This is a genomic window from Xenorhabdus khoisanae (assembly GCF_001037465.1).
GTDB classification, from domain to species: domain Bacteria; phylum Pseudomonadota; class Gammaproteobacteria; order Enterobacterales; family Enterobacteriaceae; genus Xenorhabdus; species Xenorhabdus khoisanae.
In genome coordinates this window covers 1-18,351 of sequence record NZ_LFCV01000062.1, presented here as the reverse complement: position 1 = coordinate 18,351, position 18,351 = coordinate 1, and the positions used below count along the sequence as shown (strand labels likewise).

Sequence of the window (18,351 nt, the reverse complement as noted above, 5' to 3'; positions counted from 1 at the left end):
CATCTCTCAATTCCAGCACGGTGCCAAAGGTTCAGTGGTTGGGATGCGTTCATTACATTCCTCGTTTTTGCAACACTAATAAAGTGCCCCACAGATTTTTATGGTCTCCATTTGTACCCCATTCAGGCAAAAAATTCACATAATTAATCTGTCACCTCTAATTGATTTTATTATTGAATATTTTTACTTAAGCCGTTAATCTGAAAACGCTAAACCATGAAACTAGAGTAATATTATTTCATATTTAAAATTATAAATATGAGAAAGAATAATTAATCAGGATGATTTTCAGAAGGTAGCGTATGAATTGTTCAGTAGAGAATTTGATTAGGCCGCTAATAAAATTTTGGGAAATTAGTAGTGAGCCGTGGGGTGCGAAAGATCATACCTCAAAATTTATATATGCTAATAAAAAATATCATAAATTACTCTCCCTTCCTAAAGGATATGATGTAGAAGGCCATTTTGATGGTGAACTTCCAGCATCAACGGCAAAATTTCAGGATGAATTTCAGAAACACGACAGGAAAGTTGAAACATTATTAGATCGGGTTACCTCTATTGAAATTCATCCTTTTCAAAATCTAACCTACCTTCAACCCTGGTATTTCGATAAATATCCATTAATTGATGAAAATGGGACATGCAGAGGCACCATTTTCCATGGAAGACCAGTAGATACTATAACACTAGAAAAGCTAAACAAAATAAATATACAAACATCATTAGTTTTTACACCTCCATCAGAGTTTTTTAGTAAAAGAGAATGGGAAATAGTGTTTTATATTCTGCAAGGATTTTCTACTAAAGATATCGCTGAAAGGTTATTTCTGTCTAACAGAACAATCGGCAATTACATCCAAAAACTGTATCAAAAAACAGGGGTAAAATGTAAGAAAGATTTGGTTGGATATTGTTATGAAAATAACATAGCTAACTATATCCCTGAAAATTTTTTCAGGGAATCACAGTCGATCACTTTTGCAAAGTAATTATTCACATATATCTGAAAAACGAGTCCTATCATGGGATAGATGGGACTCTGGGCATAAAAATATTAATTTTACATTTTCATAAGCGACAAGTTGATGTGCTGTGTTTGGATAAATACAAAAAATATCCCCCTGAGAAAATTGCCTTTTTTGGATATTATTAACTTCATTATCTAATACTTCACCCGTCCAGATTTCCCCATCACCAGAAAGTATTATATACCATTCATCTCCGATACTGTGGTTATGACACCCAACTCTCTTTCCTGCATTAATAACTGTCGCATAAGCGTTTAGTCCTTCTTTTTTTATCATCTGTCTGACTGAAATACCAACAGCATCATCTTTGATCGCATCTTCTGTAGAAAAACTAGCGAACTCTATCACAATTACATCCTTATATTTTAATATGAGTACTTTTTACTCTTTGTTAGGCTAGGTATTTAAATTTAACATTAATATATCTGCAAAAAAAATAAATTTTTACAATTATCATAACCTTGTCTCATTTATTTTAAATAACATTACTCTTTTTGCTTACACCAGGGAAAACACATTCATTGGGATCGTCTCAGAAAACGGAAAATAAAGCACAATAGAAAAAGCCCCAAATAGAGGGGCTTGAGATAGTTAACTCAGTACTTCCGTATCTGTCTCCGCTTGATTGGGAGCATATTAATGGGGCTGTAAGCCGGATTAATGTCAATCTGACCGGAGATTATGTATGGAGTAGGGGTTCTGAGTAGTCGTGTCGGCATTGGAGCCGGAAAATTCAGGCCCCTGCGGCAATTAAAATTGGCTTAACGTGCTTTAAATTCCGTTTTCTGAGGCGATCCCTATTTGATCTTCAATAAACTATCAAAAAGTGTAAATTATTTTTTAATAATAACCTGAATTCCGTTTAAGCCGTCACTGGAGAATCTTCTTCTGAGTAGAAAACTTTCAGTGATGGTTTCTTCCATTTAAGGCAGTAAGCAATCACACCACCTAAAACGGTCAACAGAAATCCTTTTATACTTCGGTGGCGAGAATATTCTATTTGAGAAATTGTTTTTAATTGCCCATTAATTGTCTCGATGATAAAACGCTTTGATAACACTGCCTTATCCCACTCAGCCAGCACACGGGCTTTCATGTTACGGCGCTTTGTCGTGATGAAAGTGACACCGGTTTGAGCTAAATCATCTGCCAGTTCCTGGCTAAGATAACCTTTGTCACCATACAGAACACCCGTTAATTCTTTTGCTAATGCTTGAACAGGTTCCCGATCATCCACATTACCCGCTGTCACTTTAAGCGCCAGAATTTCGCCCTGATGGTTAACAATCAAATGTAATTTGAAACCGTGAAACCATCCCATTGAGGTTTTCCTCGTGTTGCTACCCCCTTAAACACCTTATGGCGGGGAATACGGACGTTATGGCACACACGCAAACTCGTGGAATCAATAAAAGCAATCCCCATGGGTTTTCCTTTTAATTGCGTCAAATAACTGCACAGGGGCACCAAAACGGAAGGGGCGACACTGACAAAACGGGTATAACTGAGCAAGGTGGGAAAATCGTTATGATGATATTGCCAAATATGTTCCAGATAAAAATTTTTAAAATCACGGTAATGCGACATTTTGGTGTGCACCAAAACTTTGCTCTTGGAACAGGCACTTCGTCAATGTCTTATCCAGAATTCAGGTTAATATTAAATCAAGGATGGTTTAGTTTTAATAAACCATCCTTTTTGTAACCTATTATTTCTGTAATTTAAAAATTTATTGGATAAGCTCTTTGTCCGTATTTACCCGTCTATTTACCCGTTACCCGTAATAATGCAAATCCATCCCAACCTTTGTCCCCTACAGTCTGTAGGGCGGTTACAGTGACATCGGATCGGTTAATCATACTATCCAGTGCCTGCCGCACGCCCTCAACAAGTTCACTACGCTGCTCATGCAAAATCGCACCTTCACGGATCACGTTATCCATGATGATAACGCTTCCCGGATGGCTTAGTTTGATTGCCCAATCGAGATATAACAAACTGCTCTGCTTATCAGCATCAATAAAAATCAAATCAAAGGAGGCTTCTGTATCCAGTTTCTGCAAAGTGTCAGCGGCATCTCCCACAATAATGTTGATCTTATGGTCAAGCTGCGCACGTTCGATATTGTGTTGAGCCACTGCGGCTACTCTGGGATCTTTTTCCAGTGTGATCAGCAGGCCGTCATCGGGTAATGCCTTTGCCATACATTGAGTGCTATATCCCCCTAACGTACCAATTTCGAGAATACGTTTTGCGCCACTTATTTGCACCATCATCATCAAAAATTGCCCTTGTAGCGCAGAAACATCAATAGCTGGCAACCCTTGACTGGCATTGTATTCAAGTGTCTGTTCAAGATGTGGAGATGGGGGTAACAGCGTTTGCTTAAGATAATTATCAACGTCTGTCCATTGCTGTTGTAGCATTTGTTGATATAGCGTTGCTTGTTGCAGATCAGAACTCATAGTCATACTCCTTTTTTGTAGTTAAAACTAATATTCCACCTGTTTTCAAACATTCAATTTTGCCGGAATAAGCTGGCAAGCCCCTTTTACCGCCTGACAAATATAGATAGTGGCTTTTAAACCTGTTTTAGCTTCGTATTGCTGTTCGATCGCTTTTTTTACACTTTCTACTAAATCAGGAGCGATCAATGCCACGATACAGCCGCCAAAACCGCCCCCTGTCATGCGAATACCGCCACGATCACTAATCGCGTTTTTCACAATCTCAACCAGCATATCAATTTCGCTGACAGTAATTTCAAAATCATCACGCATGGAAATATGGGATTCTGCCATAAGCTGGCCCAGCCGAAATAAATCGCCAGCCCTTAAAGCATCTGCTGCTGCCTCAGTTCGTGCATTTTCAGTGATCACATGACGGGCACGTTTGATGAGCAACGCATCAAGCCGCGCCTGTCTGGTATTAAAATCACCAAGGGATAGATCACGCAACGCCTTTACGCCTAAAAGACGGGCGGCTTTTTCACATTGCTGTCGGCGAGTGTTGTATTCACTATCCACCAAGCCACGCTGCTTATTGGAATGAATGATCATCACAACCATATTATCCGGCATGCGCACAGCTTGAGTTTCCAACGTGCGACAATCAATCAGCAAAGCATGATTTTCTTCTCCGCAAGCAGAAATTAACTGATCCATAATGCCGGAATTGCAACCAACAAATTGGTTCTCTGCCTGCTGCCCGTTCAATGCAATCTCTTTGGGCGTGATATCAAGCTGATAAAGCGATTTGATCGTCTGCCCAATGACCACTTCCAGAGACGCTGACGAACTCAAACCCGCACCTTGTGGAATATTGCCACTGACGGCAATATCCATGCCGTTAAATAAATAGCCACGTTCCATCAGATACTTCACTACGCCACGAATATAATTTGCCCATCTTTTTTCTGGCTGAAATAAAATCGGTTGGGAGAGATCAAATTCGTCACGTTCATTGTGATAATCAACGGCAATAACCCGAATCCGTGAATCCTTACGTTTAGCCGCTGCAACGATTGTCTGAAAATTAATTGTGCAAGGTAAAACGAATCCCTCGTTATAATCCGTATGTTCACCGATTAGATTTACCCGCCCGGGAGCCTGAAAAAAGTGTGTTGGAGAGTAATAAAAACACGTATTAAAAGATTCAGTAACGTTTTGGATTAAAGCCTTCATCACGATGTTTCCTCCATAAACGTGTTTGATCAAACATGATCAAGCATTAACGCGTCTTAAAATGGACATCACTGACATTACGCAAGCGCCGGGCGGCTTGTTCTGGTGTCAGATCACGCTGAGACTCCGCCAACATTTCATAACCTACCATAAACTTACGGACAGTGGCTGAACGCAATAACGGCGGGTAAAACAACGCATGTAGCTGCCAGTGTTCAATATCGCGCTCTTTAATTTCAAGGTTGGTATCACATTGATGTTTGAAGAAAGGGGCAAAATGCCAGCCCATCGAATAGGGAAAATTACATTGAAACAGATTGTCATACCGACTGGTCAGTTTTTTAATCGCCACCGCTAAATCATCACGTTGAACCTCTGTTAATTCATTCATACGACGAACATGACTTTTCGGCAATAACATAGTTTCAAACGGCCACATCGCCCAATAAGGTACAACCGCCAGCCAGTGTTCTGTCTCCACAACAGAACGTGAACCCTCTTTCATCTCCGCTTCAATATAATCCAGCAATAAGTTAGTACCTTGCTGGCAATAATATTGTTGCAACAATTCATCCTTACGTACCAATTCATCAGGCAAAAAATCACTGGCCCAAATCTGCCCGTGGGGGTGTGGCTGAGAGCATCCCATCATTTCCCCTTTATTCTCAAAAACCTGAACCCAAATATAACGTTGGCTCAGTTCTTCAATTTGTGAATTCCACGCGTCAATGACATGACGGATCTGTTCCAATGGCAGTTCCGGCAATGTTTTGCTGTGATCCGGAGAAAAACAGAGTACCCGACAAACACCACTCACTGGTTCAATTTTAAATAGCGGGTTATCGGCAGAAGTGATATCAAAAGATTCCGGTAACAAGGCGGAATAATCATTCTGAAATACATAGACACCTTGATAATTTGGATTGCTATCACCGGAAGCCCGGATGTTATTCGGGCATAAAAAACAGTGTTCATCGTAATTCGGCAATTCAACGTGGAGTGGCTTTTCATCAATGCCACTCCACGGCCGTCTGGCCCTGTGTGGTGAAACAATAATCCATTTACCCGTCAAAGGGTTATATCGCCTATGTGGACAATCAACGGGATTGAACTGCATCTTTGGCATAATTGGATTCTCTTTATCTTCACCACGCCACCGAGAGCCAGAGTTTTTTGTTATTTCACACTTTTTGGTTATTTCACATTATAGCCATTGGGATTTTGGGACTGCCAGCGCCACGCATCTGCGGTCATTTCCACGATGGTGCGATTTGCTTTCCAGCCCAACTCATGCCCGGCTTTTTCCGGACTTGACCAACACTCGGCAATATCACCCGGACGACGAGGACAGATTTCATAAGCAACGGGTTTACCACATGCATGACTGAAAGCTTCTACCATTTCCAGTACGCTGGTGCCTTTTCCTGTTCCCAGATTGTAGATATGCAAGCCTGATTTCTTGCCAACAGCATTGAGTGCAGCAATATGTCCATCAGCCAAATCCATCACATGAATATAATCGCGCACTCCTGTACCGTCAGAAGTCGGATAATCATTTCCATAAACAGACAACTTTTCCCGACGGCCTACCGCAACCTGAGCAATATAAGGCATTAAGTTGTTCGGAATACCTTGGGGATCTTCGCCCATCGTACCTGACGGATGAGCACCAACCGGATTAAAATAACGCAATAACACTACAGACCAATCATTTTCTGCATGATGAAGGTCAGACAAGCAGCGCTCCACCATATACTTGCTGGTACCATAAGGATTCGTCGTATTTCCTACAGCAGATTGTTCAGTGATCGGTACGATATCAGGATCGCCATATACCGTTGCGGATGAACTGAAAATGATGCTTTTTACGCCCGCTTTGTGCATGCTACGCACCAGTACCAGCGTTCCATTGACATTGTTGTCATAATATTCGATAGGCTTAGCGACAGATTCACCAACAGCTTTCAAGCCGGCAAAGTGAATAACCGACTGAATTTGATGGCGGGCGAAAATGGCATCAAGGAATGATTCATCACGAATATCCCCCTCATAAAACAGGGGCTGAACGCCAGTCAATGCCTCAATTCGCGCCAATACTTCACGATTGGCATTGCACAGATTATCAATGATGATCGGCGTCATTCCTGCTTCAAGCATTTGAACACAAGTATGGCTACCGATATACCCCATTCCACCTGTCACTAATATTTCCACATTAACCTCTTTTTTAAAAATGATAACAAGGCAGAGTATAAAAAGAGTCAGCGCATTAGTGAACTAAAACTAAAATATGGCAAAATCAGGTAATCACCATTTTCGAATGATCCACTATCTGATAATTACAGTTAACAATAAAAAACCCATGATGAAAAAAATCACTTTTACCCCTGCCCAAGCCACTACCATAAACAATAGTTTTTTCAATGAAATACAAACAGGAATACTATCAGAACATCCTGATATTCAAGTCATGCAAACCTATTTTGATCAGGCCGGCTATCAGGATACATTATTTGATGAATATGGAATTACCTATCCGGCCAGATTACAGAATGCCGTTAATAAGCGGCGGGCGGAATATCTGGCAGCCCGCTATTGTACCCAACAAGTTTTAAATAACCTGGGTTACCCTGATTTTCAGGTAACCAATGCCCAAGACCGCTCCCCAATCTGGCCTGACAATATTTGTGGTTCCATCTCTCACTCAACCAACTGTGCTATTGCGTTTGCCGCTCATTGTGATCAATACCGGATAATCGGCGTGGATATCGAACAAGTGATTAAATCAGACATCGTCGAAAGCGTTTCATCCAGCATCATCAATAACAACGAAGTGGCACTACTGAAGGAATGCGCATTATCTTTTGAACAGGCATTCACCCTTGCGTTCTCCATCAAAGAGAGCCTTTTTAAGGCACTTTATCCCCATGTAAAACGCTTTTTTGATTTCCATGCGGCTGAAATTACATCCATTAATTGTAATGACCACTCTGTGGGCATCAAACTGCTGCAAACATTATCTGATAAGTATCAAGCTGGCTCGCAATTTAATGGAAATTTTGCTCTCATGCCCCGACAGCAAGTGCTGACATATATTGTGAGTTAAATTTAATCACAAAATTAATAATAAAGGCCCACATGAAAAGTGAGCCTTCAAAAACAGTTTACAATAGGTACAAATAACCTATTGGCTCAATACACTAAACATCTTTCTTAGAAGCCTGCAAATACAGCAGCTCCAATCCAATGGTAGCAGCAGCCAGCGCCGTAATTTCGGATTGATCATAAGCCGGTGCTACTTCCACCACATCCATGCCAACGATATTCAGCGGCTGCAAGCCACGCACTATTTTCAATGCGCGATCTGATGTCAACCCACCAATCACTGGTGTTCCTGTGCCCGGAGCAAAAGCCGGATCAAGGCAATCAATATCAAATGTCAGATAAATTGGCAGATCACCAACCACTGCTTTGATCTGTTCAACAACACCATCAACACCGCGATCATTAACCTGACCAGCATCCAGCACCGTGAAACCGTTATCAGTATCATGCTCAGTACGAATACCGATTTGTACTGAATGATGAGGATCTATCAGCCCTTCATTTGGTGCATGGTAAAACATCGTACCATGATCAAATTTACTGCCATTCGGATAAGTGTCCGTATGAGCATCAAAATGGATCAGCGCCATTTTGCCGAAGTGTTTCGCATGGGCACGCAACAGTGGCAAAGTGACAAAGTGATCACCACCGAAAGACAGCATACGTTTACCCGATGCCAGCACCTTTTCAGCATGTGCCTGCAACTTATCACTCATATCCTGGGCATCACCGAAGTTAAATACCAGATCCCCGCAATCCACCACATTCAGGCGCTTGCGTAAGCTAAAGTTCCACGGCCAACGGCTGCTTTCCCACGCCAGATTAGTCGATACCTGACGAATGGCGGCTGGCCCGTGGCGGCTGCCCGCGCGCCCCGATGTTGCCATATCAAAAGGAATACCGGTAATCACCCATTCCGCATCACTGGAATAGGGTTGAAAGTTCAACGGAAAACGCAGGAAGCCGAAGGCATTTGAAACCAAAGAATTATCAATTTGGTTTCCTAAGGAGCTAATACTCATGATATATCCTCAAAAGTCCCATACCTGCCTATTATCAGTACCCAATATTGATAATATTCAATGGTGGGCAATAACGAGTGGCATGGAGGCTTATTTACGCCAGAAGATTAATCTTCCAAATACGCTATCATTTTAAATTCAAATAAAACAAAATGTTAGCAATCAATCCAAAACGAAAGAAACAAATGCGCACTTTTCACGTACAAACCAGAAAAATCCCCAAAGCATCTTCAGTTTAACGACTAAATTCATATAGTATTAGACATGTTTTCTACTTGCCACAACTTTGAGAAGTTCATCCCATAAAATATCAAACAGGCATTTTAGGTACTTGCGAGGATAGCACCCGATTCAAGATAAAGGACAAGTCACAAACTCACCCAAGCACGGTGACAGATGGTTACCTTAAGCATACGAGAGGGATTGAGGAAGGAATATTAAAACTGGCAGATGTTATTTGATCAATTTCAGGATGACGTATTAAACCTCTTTAAAAATAATAACACCGTTATCATCAAGGGTAAATCAATAGAGGTTTTCTGAAAAGTATCTGTATCACTGCAAAATGAGTTGTTTTACAGATAAATTATGACTTCGGTAATTTTATTACATTGTATTCTGAACCATCTGATTTTTAACCCAATACTTTTCCTGACATATATTATAAAAGTTTTTTTCACGAGGAGTGATTGTAAATCCTTTACTATCTAATACCTTATAACTCACCCATTTCTCCTGACATAATTGTTCAGGATATTCATCCTCCAATTTTTCGGACTCCTCCAGATAGATAATTTTCACTCCATTATCAAATGAATAAATAATTTCTTTATCTTCAATAATAGAGTTTTCATCTGTCAAAAAATTAACTCTCTCATTTTTTGAGATGATCTTAACAGGCGAGGATAACGATTTTATAGCCAATATATAACTGAATAAAGATTGGGTCATTTCACCCACCCTCTTCCTAAAATTTCTGACAGTATAACATACTAAAATTTAGGTCACGCCTCCAAAAATTGGATGTTGTGATAAACTTCCCCATTTTTATTGGTGAGATATGGTTAAAGTTGATATGGAAATAACCAACCTGACACTCCGTACACGTTTAAAAAGACTGAACCGAAAAATGCTGGGTTATTCCAAATCGGAAGAGATGCACGACAAATAATTCGCTGTTTCAAATAATAGATCCATTTCTAACCAGCAGCATTAAAATATGCAACAAGAGTCACTATCAGTATGATGAATAAAAAATAGCCACTCAAAATCAAGTTATTATATAAACTACCTGACTAAGAATGACTATTTATGAAGCTCAATGACTAATCAGGATTACTCCTCTTCCAAATAGGTGTAACCATACAGGCCACTTTCAAACTCTTGCAGGAATTGCTCCTGCAAATTTTCATCCAGATCGGCCGATTTCACCTGATTACGGAAGTGGGTCAACAGTACCTGCGGGTCCAATTTGACATACTGGAGCATATTGGCGACAGAATCACCTTCTTCGCTCTGCCGATAAGTCACCGTACCATTCTCTGCAACATAAACATCAATGGCTGCTGTATCGCCAAACAAATTATGCATGTTACCCAGAATTTCCTGATACGCCCCAACCATAAAGAAACCAATCAATGGCGGATTTTCTGGATCATAAGCGGGCATTGGCATCGTTGTTGCCACACCATCGCCGTCAACATAATGATCAATCGTACCGTCAGAGTCACAGGTAATATCCAGCAGAACAGCACGGCGATCCAAAGGCTTATCCAATCCTTCAATTGGCAGGACAGGGAATAACTGACCAATCCCCCATGCATCCGGCATCGACTGGAACAACGAGAAATTCACATAGAATTTATCAGCCATGCGTTCCTGCAATTCATCAATGATCGGACGATGAGCACGGTTGCTTGGATCAAGATCCTGCTGAATGTGGCGGCAAATATTTAAATACAGTTCTTCTGCCCATGCCCGCTCCGACAAACTCAACATACCGTGGGCATATTGGGTATGAACCTCGTGCAGGTCAAACTGGCTGTCATGCAGCCACTCACGCAGGGAACGACGGTTACCGTCAGATTGCATTTCCAACCATGTCTCCCACAGGCTGGTCAGAGGGCGTGTAGCATCTTCTGCTGGCGGCGTTGTTTCGGTAAACTCATTATGTTCTACCCCAATGACATTGGAGACCAAGACCGTATGGTGGGCAGTCAATGCGCGACCGGATTCCGTAATAACGGTTGGATGAGGCAAACCGTGCTCTTCACACGCGTCACCAATTCCCCAGATAACGTTATTCGCGTATTCATTCAGGCCGTAGTTAACGGAACATTCTGACTGAGAGCGCGTGCCTTCATAATCAACCCCCAAACCGCCACCAACGTCAAAGCACTGAATATCAACACCCAGTTTAGACAGCTCGACGTAAAAACGGGCAGATTCACGCACACCGGTTGCCACATCACGAATATTTGCCAATTGGGAACCCAAATGGAAATGCAGCAGTTGTAAACTGTCCAACCGACCTGCTGAACGCAGGGTTTCAACCAATTGCAATACCTGTGACGCCGCCAGACCAAACTTGGATTTTTCACCGCCGCTGGCCTGCCATTTACCTGAACCTTGAGATGCCAAACGCGCCCGTACTCCCAAACGGGGGATCACATTAAGACGCTTAGCTTCTTCCAAAACCATCTCAATTTCAGACATCTTCTCGATAACCAGATACACTTTGTGTCCCAGCTTTTCACCGATCAACGCCAAACGAATATATTCGCGATCCTTATAACCATTACAGACAATTACAGTACCTGTCATGCCAGCATGGGCTAATACTGCCATTAATTCCGCTTTAGAGCCTGCCTCCAATCCAACAGGTTCATCAGCGTTTGCCAGTGTTTCAATAACACGGCGATGCTGATTGACCTTGATCGGATACACCAGAAAATAATTCCCTTTATAACCGTAAGATTCACGCGCACGTCTGAACGCTGCATTAATGGAACGCAGACGATGTTGCAAAATCTGGGGGAAACAAAACAACGCCGGTAAGCGCAGCTGTTTTTTTTCTTCCTGAACTTTTTTCACCAAATCGGCAAGCTCAATCTGAGCTTCCGGCAAATCAGGGTTTGGACAAACACTAACATTGCCCAGATCATTGACATAGTAATAGCTGCCGCCCCAGTATGCGATGTTATAGGTCTGGCGCATTTTGCGAGCGATATTATCATTCATGGCAGTCTCCTTACATGGAGTCGAGATTTGCCTTCACCTGTAAAGTCAATCACCCAAGGCACTATTTTATCGTGCGTATCTTGCGCATTAAAAAATGTCAGGGAACAGCATGCTCTAAAATTATAGGAACGTTTAGAAGAAACTAAACAATGTACTTACTGTGTGACTATATGATGCCAACTCGATATTGCCTGCTTGCTTATATACTGCGGGTAACATCGAAATGAATTCATATCGGAAAGGAAGGAATAAGATGTGGATACATCAATGGCACAATGTGGCTGTTGGCCGTTAATAATCAGCAGATAATGGTTCATAACCCCATTCACCCCACATGGCTCACCTATCGCAAGCCGTTTCTCAATTGAGAAGCAGGACACACGTACATCTCCTGCAAGCGCCTGTAACTTCAAGTGCAAAAATGACTCATGCTACGCGCGCAGTTTATACCTTCAAACCAATAAAATTGCAAAATGAAATTTATTTAAATGAGCCTCAACAAACCCATAGTTGGTAGTAATGAAAACTAAAATGTCACACCATTAAAGATATTTAAAATTAAAAAGACTGGCAACCTTAGCAAGAGTAACTTAAAATAGCCATCTAGATGGTAAAACATCCACCCTTAAACCAAGATTATATTTAAGGTAAGCAAATATAATGACTACACATCTTTTTACTTCTGAATCTGTTTCAGAAGGACATCCAGACAAAATTGCCGATCAGATTTCCGACGCCGTCCTTGATGCAATCTTAGAACAAGATCCCAAAGCACGTGTTGCCTGCGAAACTTATGTTAAAACTGGCATGGTCATGGTGGGTGGCGAAATCACTACCAGTGCTTGGGTTGATATTGAAGAAATTACTCGCCGTACAGTACGTGAAATCGGCTATACCAGCTCAGATATGGGTTTTGATGCCAGTTCATGCGCTGTTATCAGTGCAATTGGTAAACAATCTCCTGATATCAATCAGGGTGTTGATCGCGCAGATCCTCTGGAGCAAGGTGCAGGTGATCAGGGCTTGATGTTTGGCTATGCGACCAATGAAACCGATGTTTTCATGCCAGCACCTATTACTTATGCACACCGTTTGGTTGAGCGTCAGGCTGAAGTTCGTAAAAACGGCACCCTGCCATGGCTACGCCCTGATGCGAAAAGTCAGGTCACATTCCAGTACGATAACGGCAAAATAGTCGGTATTGATGCCGTTGTGCTTTCTACCCAGCATGCCGAAAATATCGATCAAAAAGTGCTGCAAGAAGCCGTGATGGATGAAATTATCAAGCCTGTACTGCCAACTGAATGGCTGACTCCAATGACCAAATATTTCATCAATCCAACGGGTCGTTTCGTTATTGGTGGGCCGATGGGTGACTGTGGTCTGACTGGCCGTAAGATCATCGTAGATACCTACGGTGGTATGGCTCGTCATGGTGGCGGTGCATTCTCAGGTAAAGATCCATCTAAAGTTGACCGCTCTGCTGCCTATGCAGCACGTTATGTTGCCAAAAATATTGTTGCAGCAGGTCTGGCTGATCGCTGTGAGATCCAAGTGTCCTATGCCATCGGTGTTGCAGAACCAACATCCATCATGGTAGAAACATTCGGAACAGAGAAAGTGTCAACTGCAACGTTGACTCAATTAGTGCGTGAATTCTTTGACTTGCGCCCTTACGGTTTGATTAAGATGCTGGATCTTCTGCACCCAATCTATCGTGATACTGCGGCATACGGTCATTTTGGTCGTGAACAATTCCCGTGGGAAGCAACAGATAAAGCAGAAATTCTGCGTTCAGCAGCAGGATTGAAATAATTCTTTGCTAATCTACAAAACCCGCAAATATTCTGCGGGTTTTTTTATAACTAGTCAGCCAGTTATAATAAATTTCATATCAAGAATACAGTATATAGCCGTGATGAAATCCGTCAGAGTTCCCCTTTCCTTACAGCAAGCTGTTATGCGTACCATGAGACAAAAGCTGGCACTAGCAAGTGATTTTCTGCAAAAAGCTTTTCCTGAGCCTAGCGTAACCTATCAGCAAAGAGGCACAATCGCAGGCAGCGCCCGATTGCAAGATTGGGAAATCCGCCTGAATCCAGTTTTGTTGATAGAAAATCAACAAGCATTTATTAATCAGGTGATCCCTCACGAACTGGCTCATTTATTGGTTTATTATCAGTTTGGCAAAGTCGCCCCACACGGAAAAGAGTGGCGTTTCCTTATGGAAACCGTGCTTAAAGTTCCGGCCAACCGGACACATCAATTTCCAGTAAATTCTGTTCGCAGTAAAATATTCACTTATGCTTGTCACTGCCAGCAACATGAGCTGACAATAAGACAACACAACAAAGTTATTAAAGGAAAGAGTTGCTACGTTTGTCGGCAATGTGGAGAAAAATTAATATTATTAGAGCCAACATAAACAACAAGATGCCCCACAATCAGAGCACCTTATTTAAGAAACCTGAATCAATATCACCGCGTATGGGCTACGAATATCTTTATCTACTGCTTACTGCTCACGCTATTCGTTTTAATTTTTTCTGCCTCTTCAATAACCTGATCTGCCGTTTTTCCATCAAGGGATTGATAAAATCTCTGTTCTAACTTTTGGATATCTCCATACTTGATATTCCCGTTTTTGTTATCCTTGAACAAATCATCAAAGTCGATACTATTTATCATGGTAATATTTAATGAATCATCAAATTGTAATTTTTTATCTTCTGGTAAAGTATCTCTGATTTTCTCAATGGATGTTTTTGCCGCTATTTCATTTGTTCCATCAATTTTGAGTTGATTATCACACCCCACTAATGCAACACCCAATAAACACATTGCCAACAATTTTTTCATGCTCAACCCCGCCTATTACCGATAGGGTAATAATAGCAGATGGTGAACAAGTAAGTCGTTCTAATAAAAATTTTTCTTATTAAATCAGGAATATTCATAATTTTCTTATTGATTACCTTGCTGAATTAACGATAAATAAATTCCAGTCAATTAGTATCCAGACACTGTTTTTATGTTATATCAGTGGGATGTCTTTATTAACTCTTCATCATTGGCATCAAAAATTGGCATCAAAATGAAGATGAATTATGACAAAAGGAGAAAAAATGCCTTCTATTCATAACGCTATAAAATATTTTCTATCTGTATTATTCATATCGTTACCGTTATATGCTCAGGCAGAAAAAATTACAGTCAAAGATGTTGCCGGTCGCACAGTTACAGTCAATGCACCTGTTGAACGAGCCATGCTGGCGGATAGCCGGGTACTTATTGCCCTAAATATTTTACATCCCTCAGAGCCACTTAAAGGCATTGTTGCGTGGGATAATGCACTGGAGAAAAAAGCGCCTGATCTTGCCACTGCCTACGAAAAGAAATTCCCTCAATTAAGGAACATTCCGGTCTTTCCTAACCCTTACACCAGTGATTTCAGTGTCGAAAAAGCCATGACTTACTCGCCAGATCTGGTTATTTTTGATATCGGACTGAAACCCAAACTGGATAGCAGCAATACCATTAACTTATTAGAAAAAATGGGCATCCCTGTTATTTTCATCGATTTTCGCCAATATCCCCTGTCTAATACAGTCCCCAGTATGAAACTACTAGGAAAAGTTTTTAAGCAGGAAGAGAATGCCAATAAATTCATTCAGTTTTACGAAAATCGCTTATCTATGATTAATGAGCGCATTGCTGCATTACCTCCGGAACAGCTCCCCAGCATTTTTATTGAGCGTCATGCAGGTATGTTAGGTGCTGAAGATTGCTGCAATACCTTTGCCACCAATAATTTCGGGGAGTTTGTTGCTGCTGCGGGTGGCGATAATATGGGCAGCAAATGGTTTTCAGGCATGGGTGGAAAGATTAACGAGGAGCAATTGCTGACCAGCAATCCCGATTATTACCTGATGACCGTAGCAGACTGGGATACAGTGCACTCAAACAGCCAATCAGTTCCGCTGGGCTATACAGGAGATCTGGCAACATCAGAGAAACGTTTTCAAAAATTGCTCTCGCGCCCCAAGCTGAAGATTTTGAAATCGTATCGCGAAAAACGCGTCATGGCGATTTATCATCAATATTATGATACTCCATTCAATATTATCGCCGTAGAAGCCATTGCAAAATGGTTACACCCCAATCTCTTCAAGGACATCGATCCTCACGCTGATAATATTTATGTGCATAAAACGTTCACAGCACTTGATGGCAGTGGCGTTTTCTGGATAACAGCAAAATAATTTTCTTCCAAATTGAGCCCACTTGTTTTTCAAGTGGGTTATCACCTCATAACTAAAAATGCCTTCTATTTCACAAAATAAAAAATTTTTAGCATATATTCTTCCATTATTCTCAGCCGAACACTCGAATTCAGATTTGGACTATAAAGTGGAAGATAACCTTGTTTTATACTGAATACGCATACAACATCGTCCATTCGTTAATAGCGTACAAATCCAACAATTCACATAAAATAAGGAGTTTAAAATCTATTTCCTGTTGATATTTCTGAGTAAATCAAAACAATTTGTTAATAACATGACTATATTCTATTTTAAAATAAGGTGTTATCCCCAATGAAAAAACAATATAAATGAAAAGTAACATAAATTAAAAAACACGAAACATTTTACCCATGAATTTATAAATCATTGCAAATAATAAAAAAAAGTAATGATAAAATATATACCAATAGATTTTAAGTTGTCACACGGTGAAGAGTGAATGAATTTTCAGAAAAATAGATAACTATGTGACTGGGGTGAATGAGCGCAACCAACAAAGCGACAACTTAAAAAACAACGGGTATTTAAATACAGGAACATCCATGCCTAACACCCTCAAAAAAAAACCTTTATATAAGATACTTTATATTCAAGTTATCTTCGCCATCCTGCTAGGTATAGCACTGGGTCATTTTTATCCAGATATTGGTGAGTCCCTTAAGCCTTTAGGGGATGCTTTCATTAAAATTGTGAAAATGATCATTGCTCCTGTTATTTTTCTGACGGTCGTCACTGGGATAGCAGGCATGAATAATATGAAAGCCGTTGGCAATGTCGTTGGAAAATCGATGTTGTATTTTTTAACGTTTTCAACACTTGCTTTGATTGTTGGTTTAGTTGTTGCCAATATCATTCGCCCCGGTGATGGCTTGAATATTTCACCAGAATCGCTGGATAGCAGCAAAGTGATCGGTTATGTAGAGAAAGCTCACGAATCATCCATCGTTGGTTTTCTCATGAATATCATACCCGAAACAGTTGTTAGCCCACTTGTGAATGGTAATATTCTCCAGGTTCTGTTTATTTCTGTGATTTTTGGCATTGCTTTAGCTGCGACTGGAAAAAAAGGTGAGCCTATCCTGCTGTTTTTACAGAGCTTAGCAGAGCCTGTCTTTACAATGGTCGGGATTTTGATGAAATTAGCACCTATTGGTGCATTCGGGGCTATGGCTTTTACTATCGGTAAATATGGTATCTCGTCGATTGGCAATTTGATGATGTTAATTGCGACTTTTTACATTACATCATTACTCTTTGTGCTTATTATCTTGGGTGCTGTTGCCAAATATAATGGGTTTTCTATCATCCGACTAATTAAATATATTAAAGATGAATTATGGTTAGTTTTGGGAACATCATCTTCTGAAGCAGCATTACCCAGCTTGATGAAGAAAATGGAAAATGCCGGTTGTGAGAAATCAGTCGTTGGTTTAGTTATTCCAACCGGTTATTCATTTAATCTTGATGGCACTAATATTTATATGACTATGGCCGCATTATTTATTGCTCAGGCAACTGGAATAGATCTCAGTATTACTGAACAAATCTCTTTATTATTAGTTGCAATGATCAGTTCAAAAGGTGCAGCGGGCGTAACCGGCGCTGGTTTTATTACTCTCGCCGCCACCTTATCCGTTGTGCCCAGTATACCCGTAGCTGGTATGGCACTTATTTTGGGCATTGATAGATTTATGTCTGAATGTCGTGCATTAACAAATCTAGTGGGTAATGCTTGTGCCAGTATTGTTGTGGCTCGCTGGGAAAACGCCTTGGATAAAGAAAAAATGCATAACGCATTAAATGGTAAGGTAAATAAATCTGTAGAAATGGAATTAAATTCATCTTCAGAAAACAAATATAAATAATCCCCTTAATAAGTCATGCTAAAAGCCATCAAATAATCAGATGGCTTTTTTCTCTGTTCACCCAAGGAAAACAAATTATCATTTCATAGGTTAATTAA

The 18,351-nt window shown here is 40.7% G+C and carries 15 protein-coding genes and 3 pseudogenes; 8 read left to right on the top strand and 10 right to left on the bottom strand.

Annotated features, from left to right (window positions below):
* Positions 1 to 302 precede the first annotated feature (302 nt).
* Positions 303 to 992, top strand: coding sequence for a helix-turn-helix transcriptional regulator (locus tag AB204_RS10250; protein ID WP_047963284.1), 690 nt, complete (start codon positions 303 to 305; stop codon positions 990 to 992).
* On the opposite strand, the gene AB204_RS10245 is transcribed toward AB204_RS10250, so the two are convergent.
* Positions 993 to 1,379 carry a cupin domain-containing protein gene (locus AB204_RS10245; RefSeq protein WP_047963283.1) on the bottom strand — a complete coding sequence of 129 codons (387 nt, stop codon included), beginning with the start codon at positions 1,377 to 1,379 and terminating at the stop codon, positions 993 to 995.
* A 230-nt stretch (positions 1,380 to 1,609) separates the two neighbouring features.
* Between AB204_RS10245 and AB204_RS23955 the strand changes: the two are divergent.
* Positions 1,610 to 1,796: pseudogene (locus AB204_RS23955) on the top strand (hypothetical protein); the annotation flags it as partial.
* A gap of 97 nt (positions 1,797 to 1,893) precedes the next feature.
* Here AB204_RS23955 and AB204_RS10240 read toward each other — a convergent pair.
* From AB204_RS10240 to galE, 5 genes and pseudogenes are all read right to left on the bottom strand, one after another.
* A pseudogene (locus tag AB204_RS10240) lies at positions 1,894 to 2,624 on the bottom strand (IS982 family transposase); the annotation flags it as partial.
* A 170-nt stretch (positions 2,625 to 2,794) separates the two neighbouring features.
* Positions 2,795 to 3,496 (bottom strand): O-methyltransferase, encoded by a 702-nt coding sequence (locus tag AB204_RS10235; protein ID WP_235428067.1) that lies wholly within the window; start codon positions 3,494 to 3,496, stop codon positions 2,795 to 2,797.
* A 45-nt stretch (positions 3,497 to 3,541) separates the two neighbouring features.
* On the bottom strand, positions 3,542 to 4,714 hold the full coding sequence (gene galK, locus AB204_RS10230) for a galactokinase (protein ID WP_047963282.1): 1,173 nt from the start codon (positions 4,712 to 4,714) through the stop codon (positions 3,542 to 3,544).
* A gap of 46 nt (positions 4,715 to 4,760) precedes the next feature.
* On the bottom strand, positions 4,761 to 5,840 hold the full coding sequence (locus tag AB204_RS10225) for a UDP-glucose--hexose-1-phosphate uridylyltransferase (RefSeq protein WP_047963281.1): 1,080 nt from the start codon (positions 5,838 to 5,840) through the stop codon (positions 4,761 to 4,763).
* Between the two features lie 68 nt (positions 5,841 to 5,908).
* Positions 5,909 to 6,928 carry a UDP-glucose 4-epimerase GalE gene (gene galE / locus AB204_RS10220; protein WP_047963280.1) on the bottom strand — a complete coding sequence of 340 codons (1,020 nt, stop codon included), beginning with the start codon at positions 6,926 to 6,928 and terminating at the stop codon, positions 5,909 to 5,911.
* Between the two features lie 148 nt (positions 6,929 to 7,076).
* Between galE and AB204_RS10215 the strand changes: the two genes are divergently transcribed.
* Entirely contained in the window at positions 7,077 to 7,820 is a 744-nt protein-coding gene (locus AB204_RS10215; protein ID WP_235428066.1) for a 4'-phosphopantetheinyl transferase family protein, read from the top strand.
* A 94-nt stretch (positions 7,821 to 7,914) separates the two neighbouring features.
* On the opposite strand, the gene speB is transcribed toward AB204_RS10215, so the two are convergent.
* Entirely contained in the window at positions 7,915 to 8,841 is a 927-nt protein-coding gene (speB, locus tag AB204_RS10210; protein WP_047963279.1) for an agmatinase, read from the bottom strand.
* 606 nt (positions 8,842 to 9,447) lie between these two features.
* Positions 9,448 to 9,792 carry a hypothetical protein gene (locus tag AB204_RS10205; protein ID WP_047963285.1) on the bottom strand — a complete coding sequence of 115 codons (345 nt, stop codon included), beginning with the start codon at positions 9,790 to 9,792 and terminating at the stop codon, positions 9,448 to 9,450.
* Between the two features lie 124 nt (positions 9,793 to 9,916).
* Between AB204_RS10205 and AB204_RS21385 the strand changes: the two are divergent.
* Positions 9,917 to 10,012 (top strand): annotated as a pseudogene (locus tag AB204_RS21385) (IS1 family transposase); the annotation flags it as partial.
* A gap of 164 nt (positions 10,013 to 10,176) precedes the next feature.
* Here the strand turns inward: AB204_RS21385 and speA are convergent.
* Complete coding sequence (speA, locus tag AB204_RS10200; protein WP_047963278.1) at positions 10,177 to 12,081, bottom strand: biosynthetic arginine decarboxylase; 1,905 nt, start codon at positions 12,079 to 12,081, stop codon at positions 10,177 to 10,179.
* A gap of 660 nt (positions 12,082 to 12,741) precedes the next feature.
* Between speA and metK the strand changes: the two genes are divergently transcribed.
* Entirely contained in the window at positions 12,742 to 13,896 is a 1,155-nt protein-coding gene (gene metK, locus AB204_RS10195) for a methionine adenosyltransferase (protein WP_047963277.1), read from the top strand.
* 103 nt (positions 13,897 to 13,999) lie between these two features.
* The gene (locus AB204_RS10190) at positions 14,000 to 14,506 is read left to right on the top strand and encodes a SprT family zinc-dependent metalloprotease (RefSeq protein ID WP_047963276.1); all 507 of its coding nucleotides are present in this window, start codon (positions 14,000 to 14,002) and stop codon (positions 14,504 to 14,506) included.
* Positions 14,507 to 14,589: 83 nt separating this feature from the next.
* On the opposite strand, the gene AB204_RS10185 is transcribed toward AB204_RS10190, so the two are convergent.
* A complete protein-coding gene (locus AB204_RS10185; RefSeq protein ID WP_047963275.1) occupies positions 14,590 to 14,940 on the bottom strand; it encodes a DUF6694 family lipoprotein in 351 nt (116 codons plus the stop codon).
* Positions 14,941 to 15,206: 266 nt separating this feature from the next.
* On the opposite strand from AB204_RS10185, the gene AB204_RS10180 reads away from it, so the two are divergent.
* Positions 15,207 to 16,343 (top strand): ABC transporter substrate-binding protein, encoded by a 1,137-nt coding sequence (locus tag AB204_RS10180; protein ID WP_047963274.1) that lies wholly within the window; start codon positions 15,207 to 15,209, stop codon positions 16,341 to 16,343.
* Positions 16,344 to 16,930: 587 nt separating this feature from the next.
* Positions 16,931 to 18,253: a dicarboxylate/amino acid:cation symporter gene (locus AB204_RS10175; protein WP_047963273.1), complete on the top strand. Its 1,323-nt coding sequence runs from the start codon at positions 16,931 to 16,933 to the stop codon at positions 18,251 to 18,253.
* Positions 18,254 to 18,351: the final 98 nt, after the last annotated feature.

Excerpts from the sequence above, each read along its gene's own strand:
- AB204_RS10205 (WP_047963285.1), bottom strand. The coding sequence starts at position 9,792 with ATGACCCAATCTTTATTCAGTTATATATTGGCTATAAAATCGTTATCC.
- AB204_RS10190 (WP_047963276.1), top strand. The coding sequence starts at position 14,000 with ATGAAATCCGTCAGAGTTCCCCTTTCCTTACAGCAAGCTGTTATGCGT.
- metK (WP_047963277.1), top strand. The coding sequence starts at position 12,742 with ATGACTACACATCTTTTTACTTCTGAATCTGTTTCAGAAGGACATCCA.
- AB204_RS10215 (WP_235428066.1), top strand. The coding sequence starts at position 7,077 with ATGATGAAAAAAATCACTTTTACCCCTGCCCAAGCCACTACCATAAAC.
- AB204_RS10185 (WP_047963275.1), bottom strand. The coding sequence starts at position 14,940 with ATGAAAAAATTGTTGGCAATGTGTTTATTGGGTGTTGCATTAGTGGGG.
- galK (WP_047963282.1), bottom strand. The coding sequence starts at position 4,714 with ATGAAGGCTTTAATCCAAAACGTTACTGAATCTTTTAATACGTGTTTT.
- AB204_RS10250 (WP_047963284.1), top strand. The coding sequence starts at position 303 with ATGAATTGTTCAGTAGAGAATTTGATTAGGCCGCTAATAAAATTTTGG.
- speA (WP_047963278.1), bottom strand. The coding sequence starts at position 12,081 with ATGAATGATAATATCGCTCGCAAAATGCGCCAGACCTATAACATCGCA.
- AB204_RS10175 (WP_047963273.1), top strand. The coding sequence starts at position 16,931 with ATGCCTAACACCCTCAAAAAAAAACCTTTATATAAGATACTTTATATT.
- AB204_RS10180 (WP_047963274.1), top strand. The coding sequence starts at position 15,207 with ATGCCTTCTATTCATAACGCTATAAAATATTTTCTATCTGTATTATTC.
- AB204_RS10235 (WP_235428067.1), bottom strand. The coding sequence starts at position 3,496 with ATGAGTTCTGATCTGCAACAAGCAACGCTATATCAACAAATGCTACAA.
- AB204_RS10225 (WP_047963281.1), bottom strand. The coding sequence starts at position 5,840 with ATGCCAAAGATGCAGTTCAATCCCGTTGATTGTCCACATAGGCGATAT.
- speB (WP_047963279.1), bottom strand. The coding sequence starts at position 8,841 with ATGAGTATTAGCTCCTTAGGAAACCAAATTGATAATTCTTTGGTTTCA.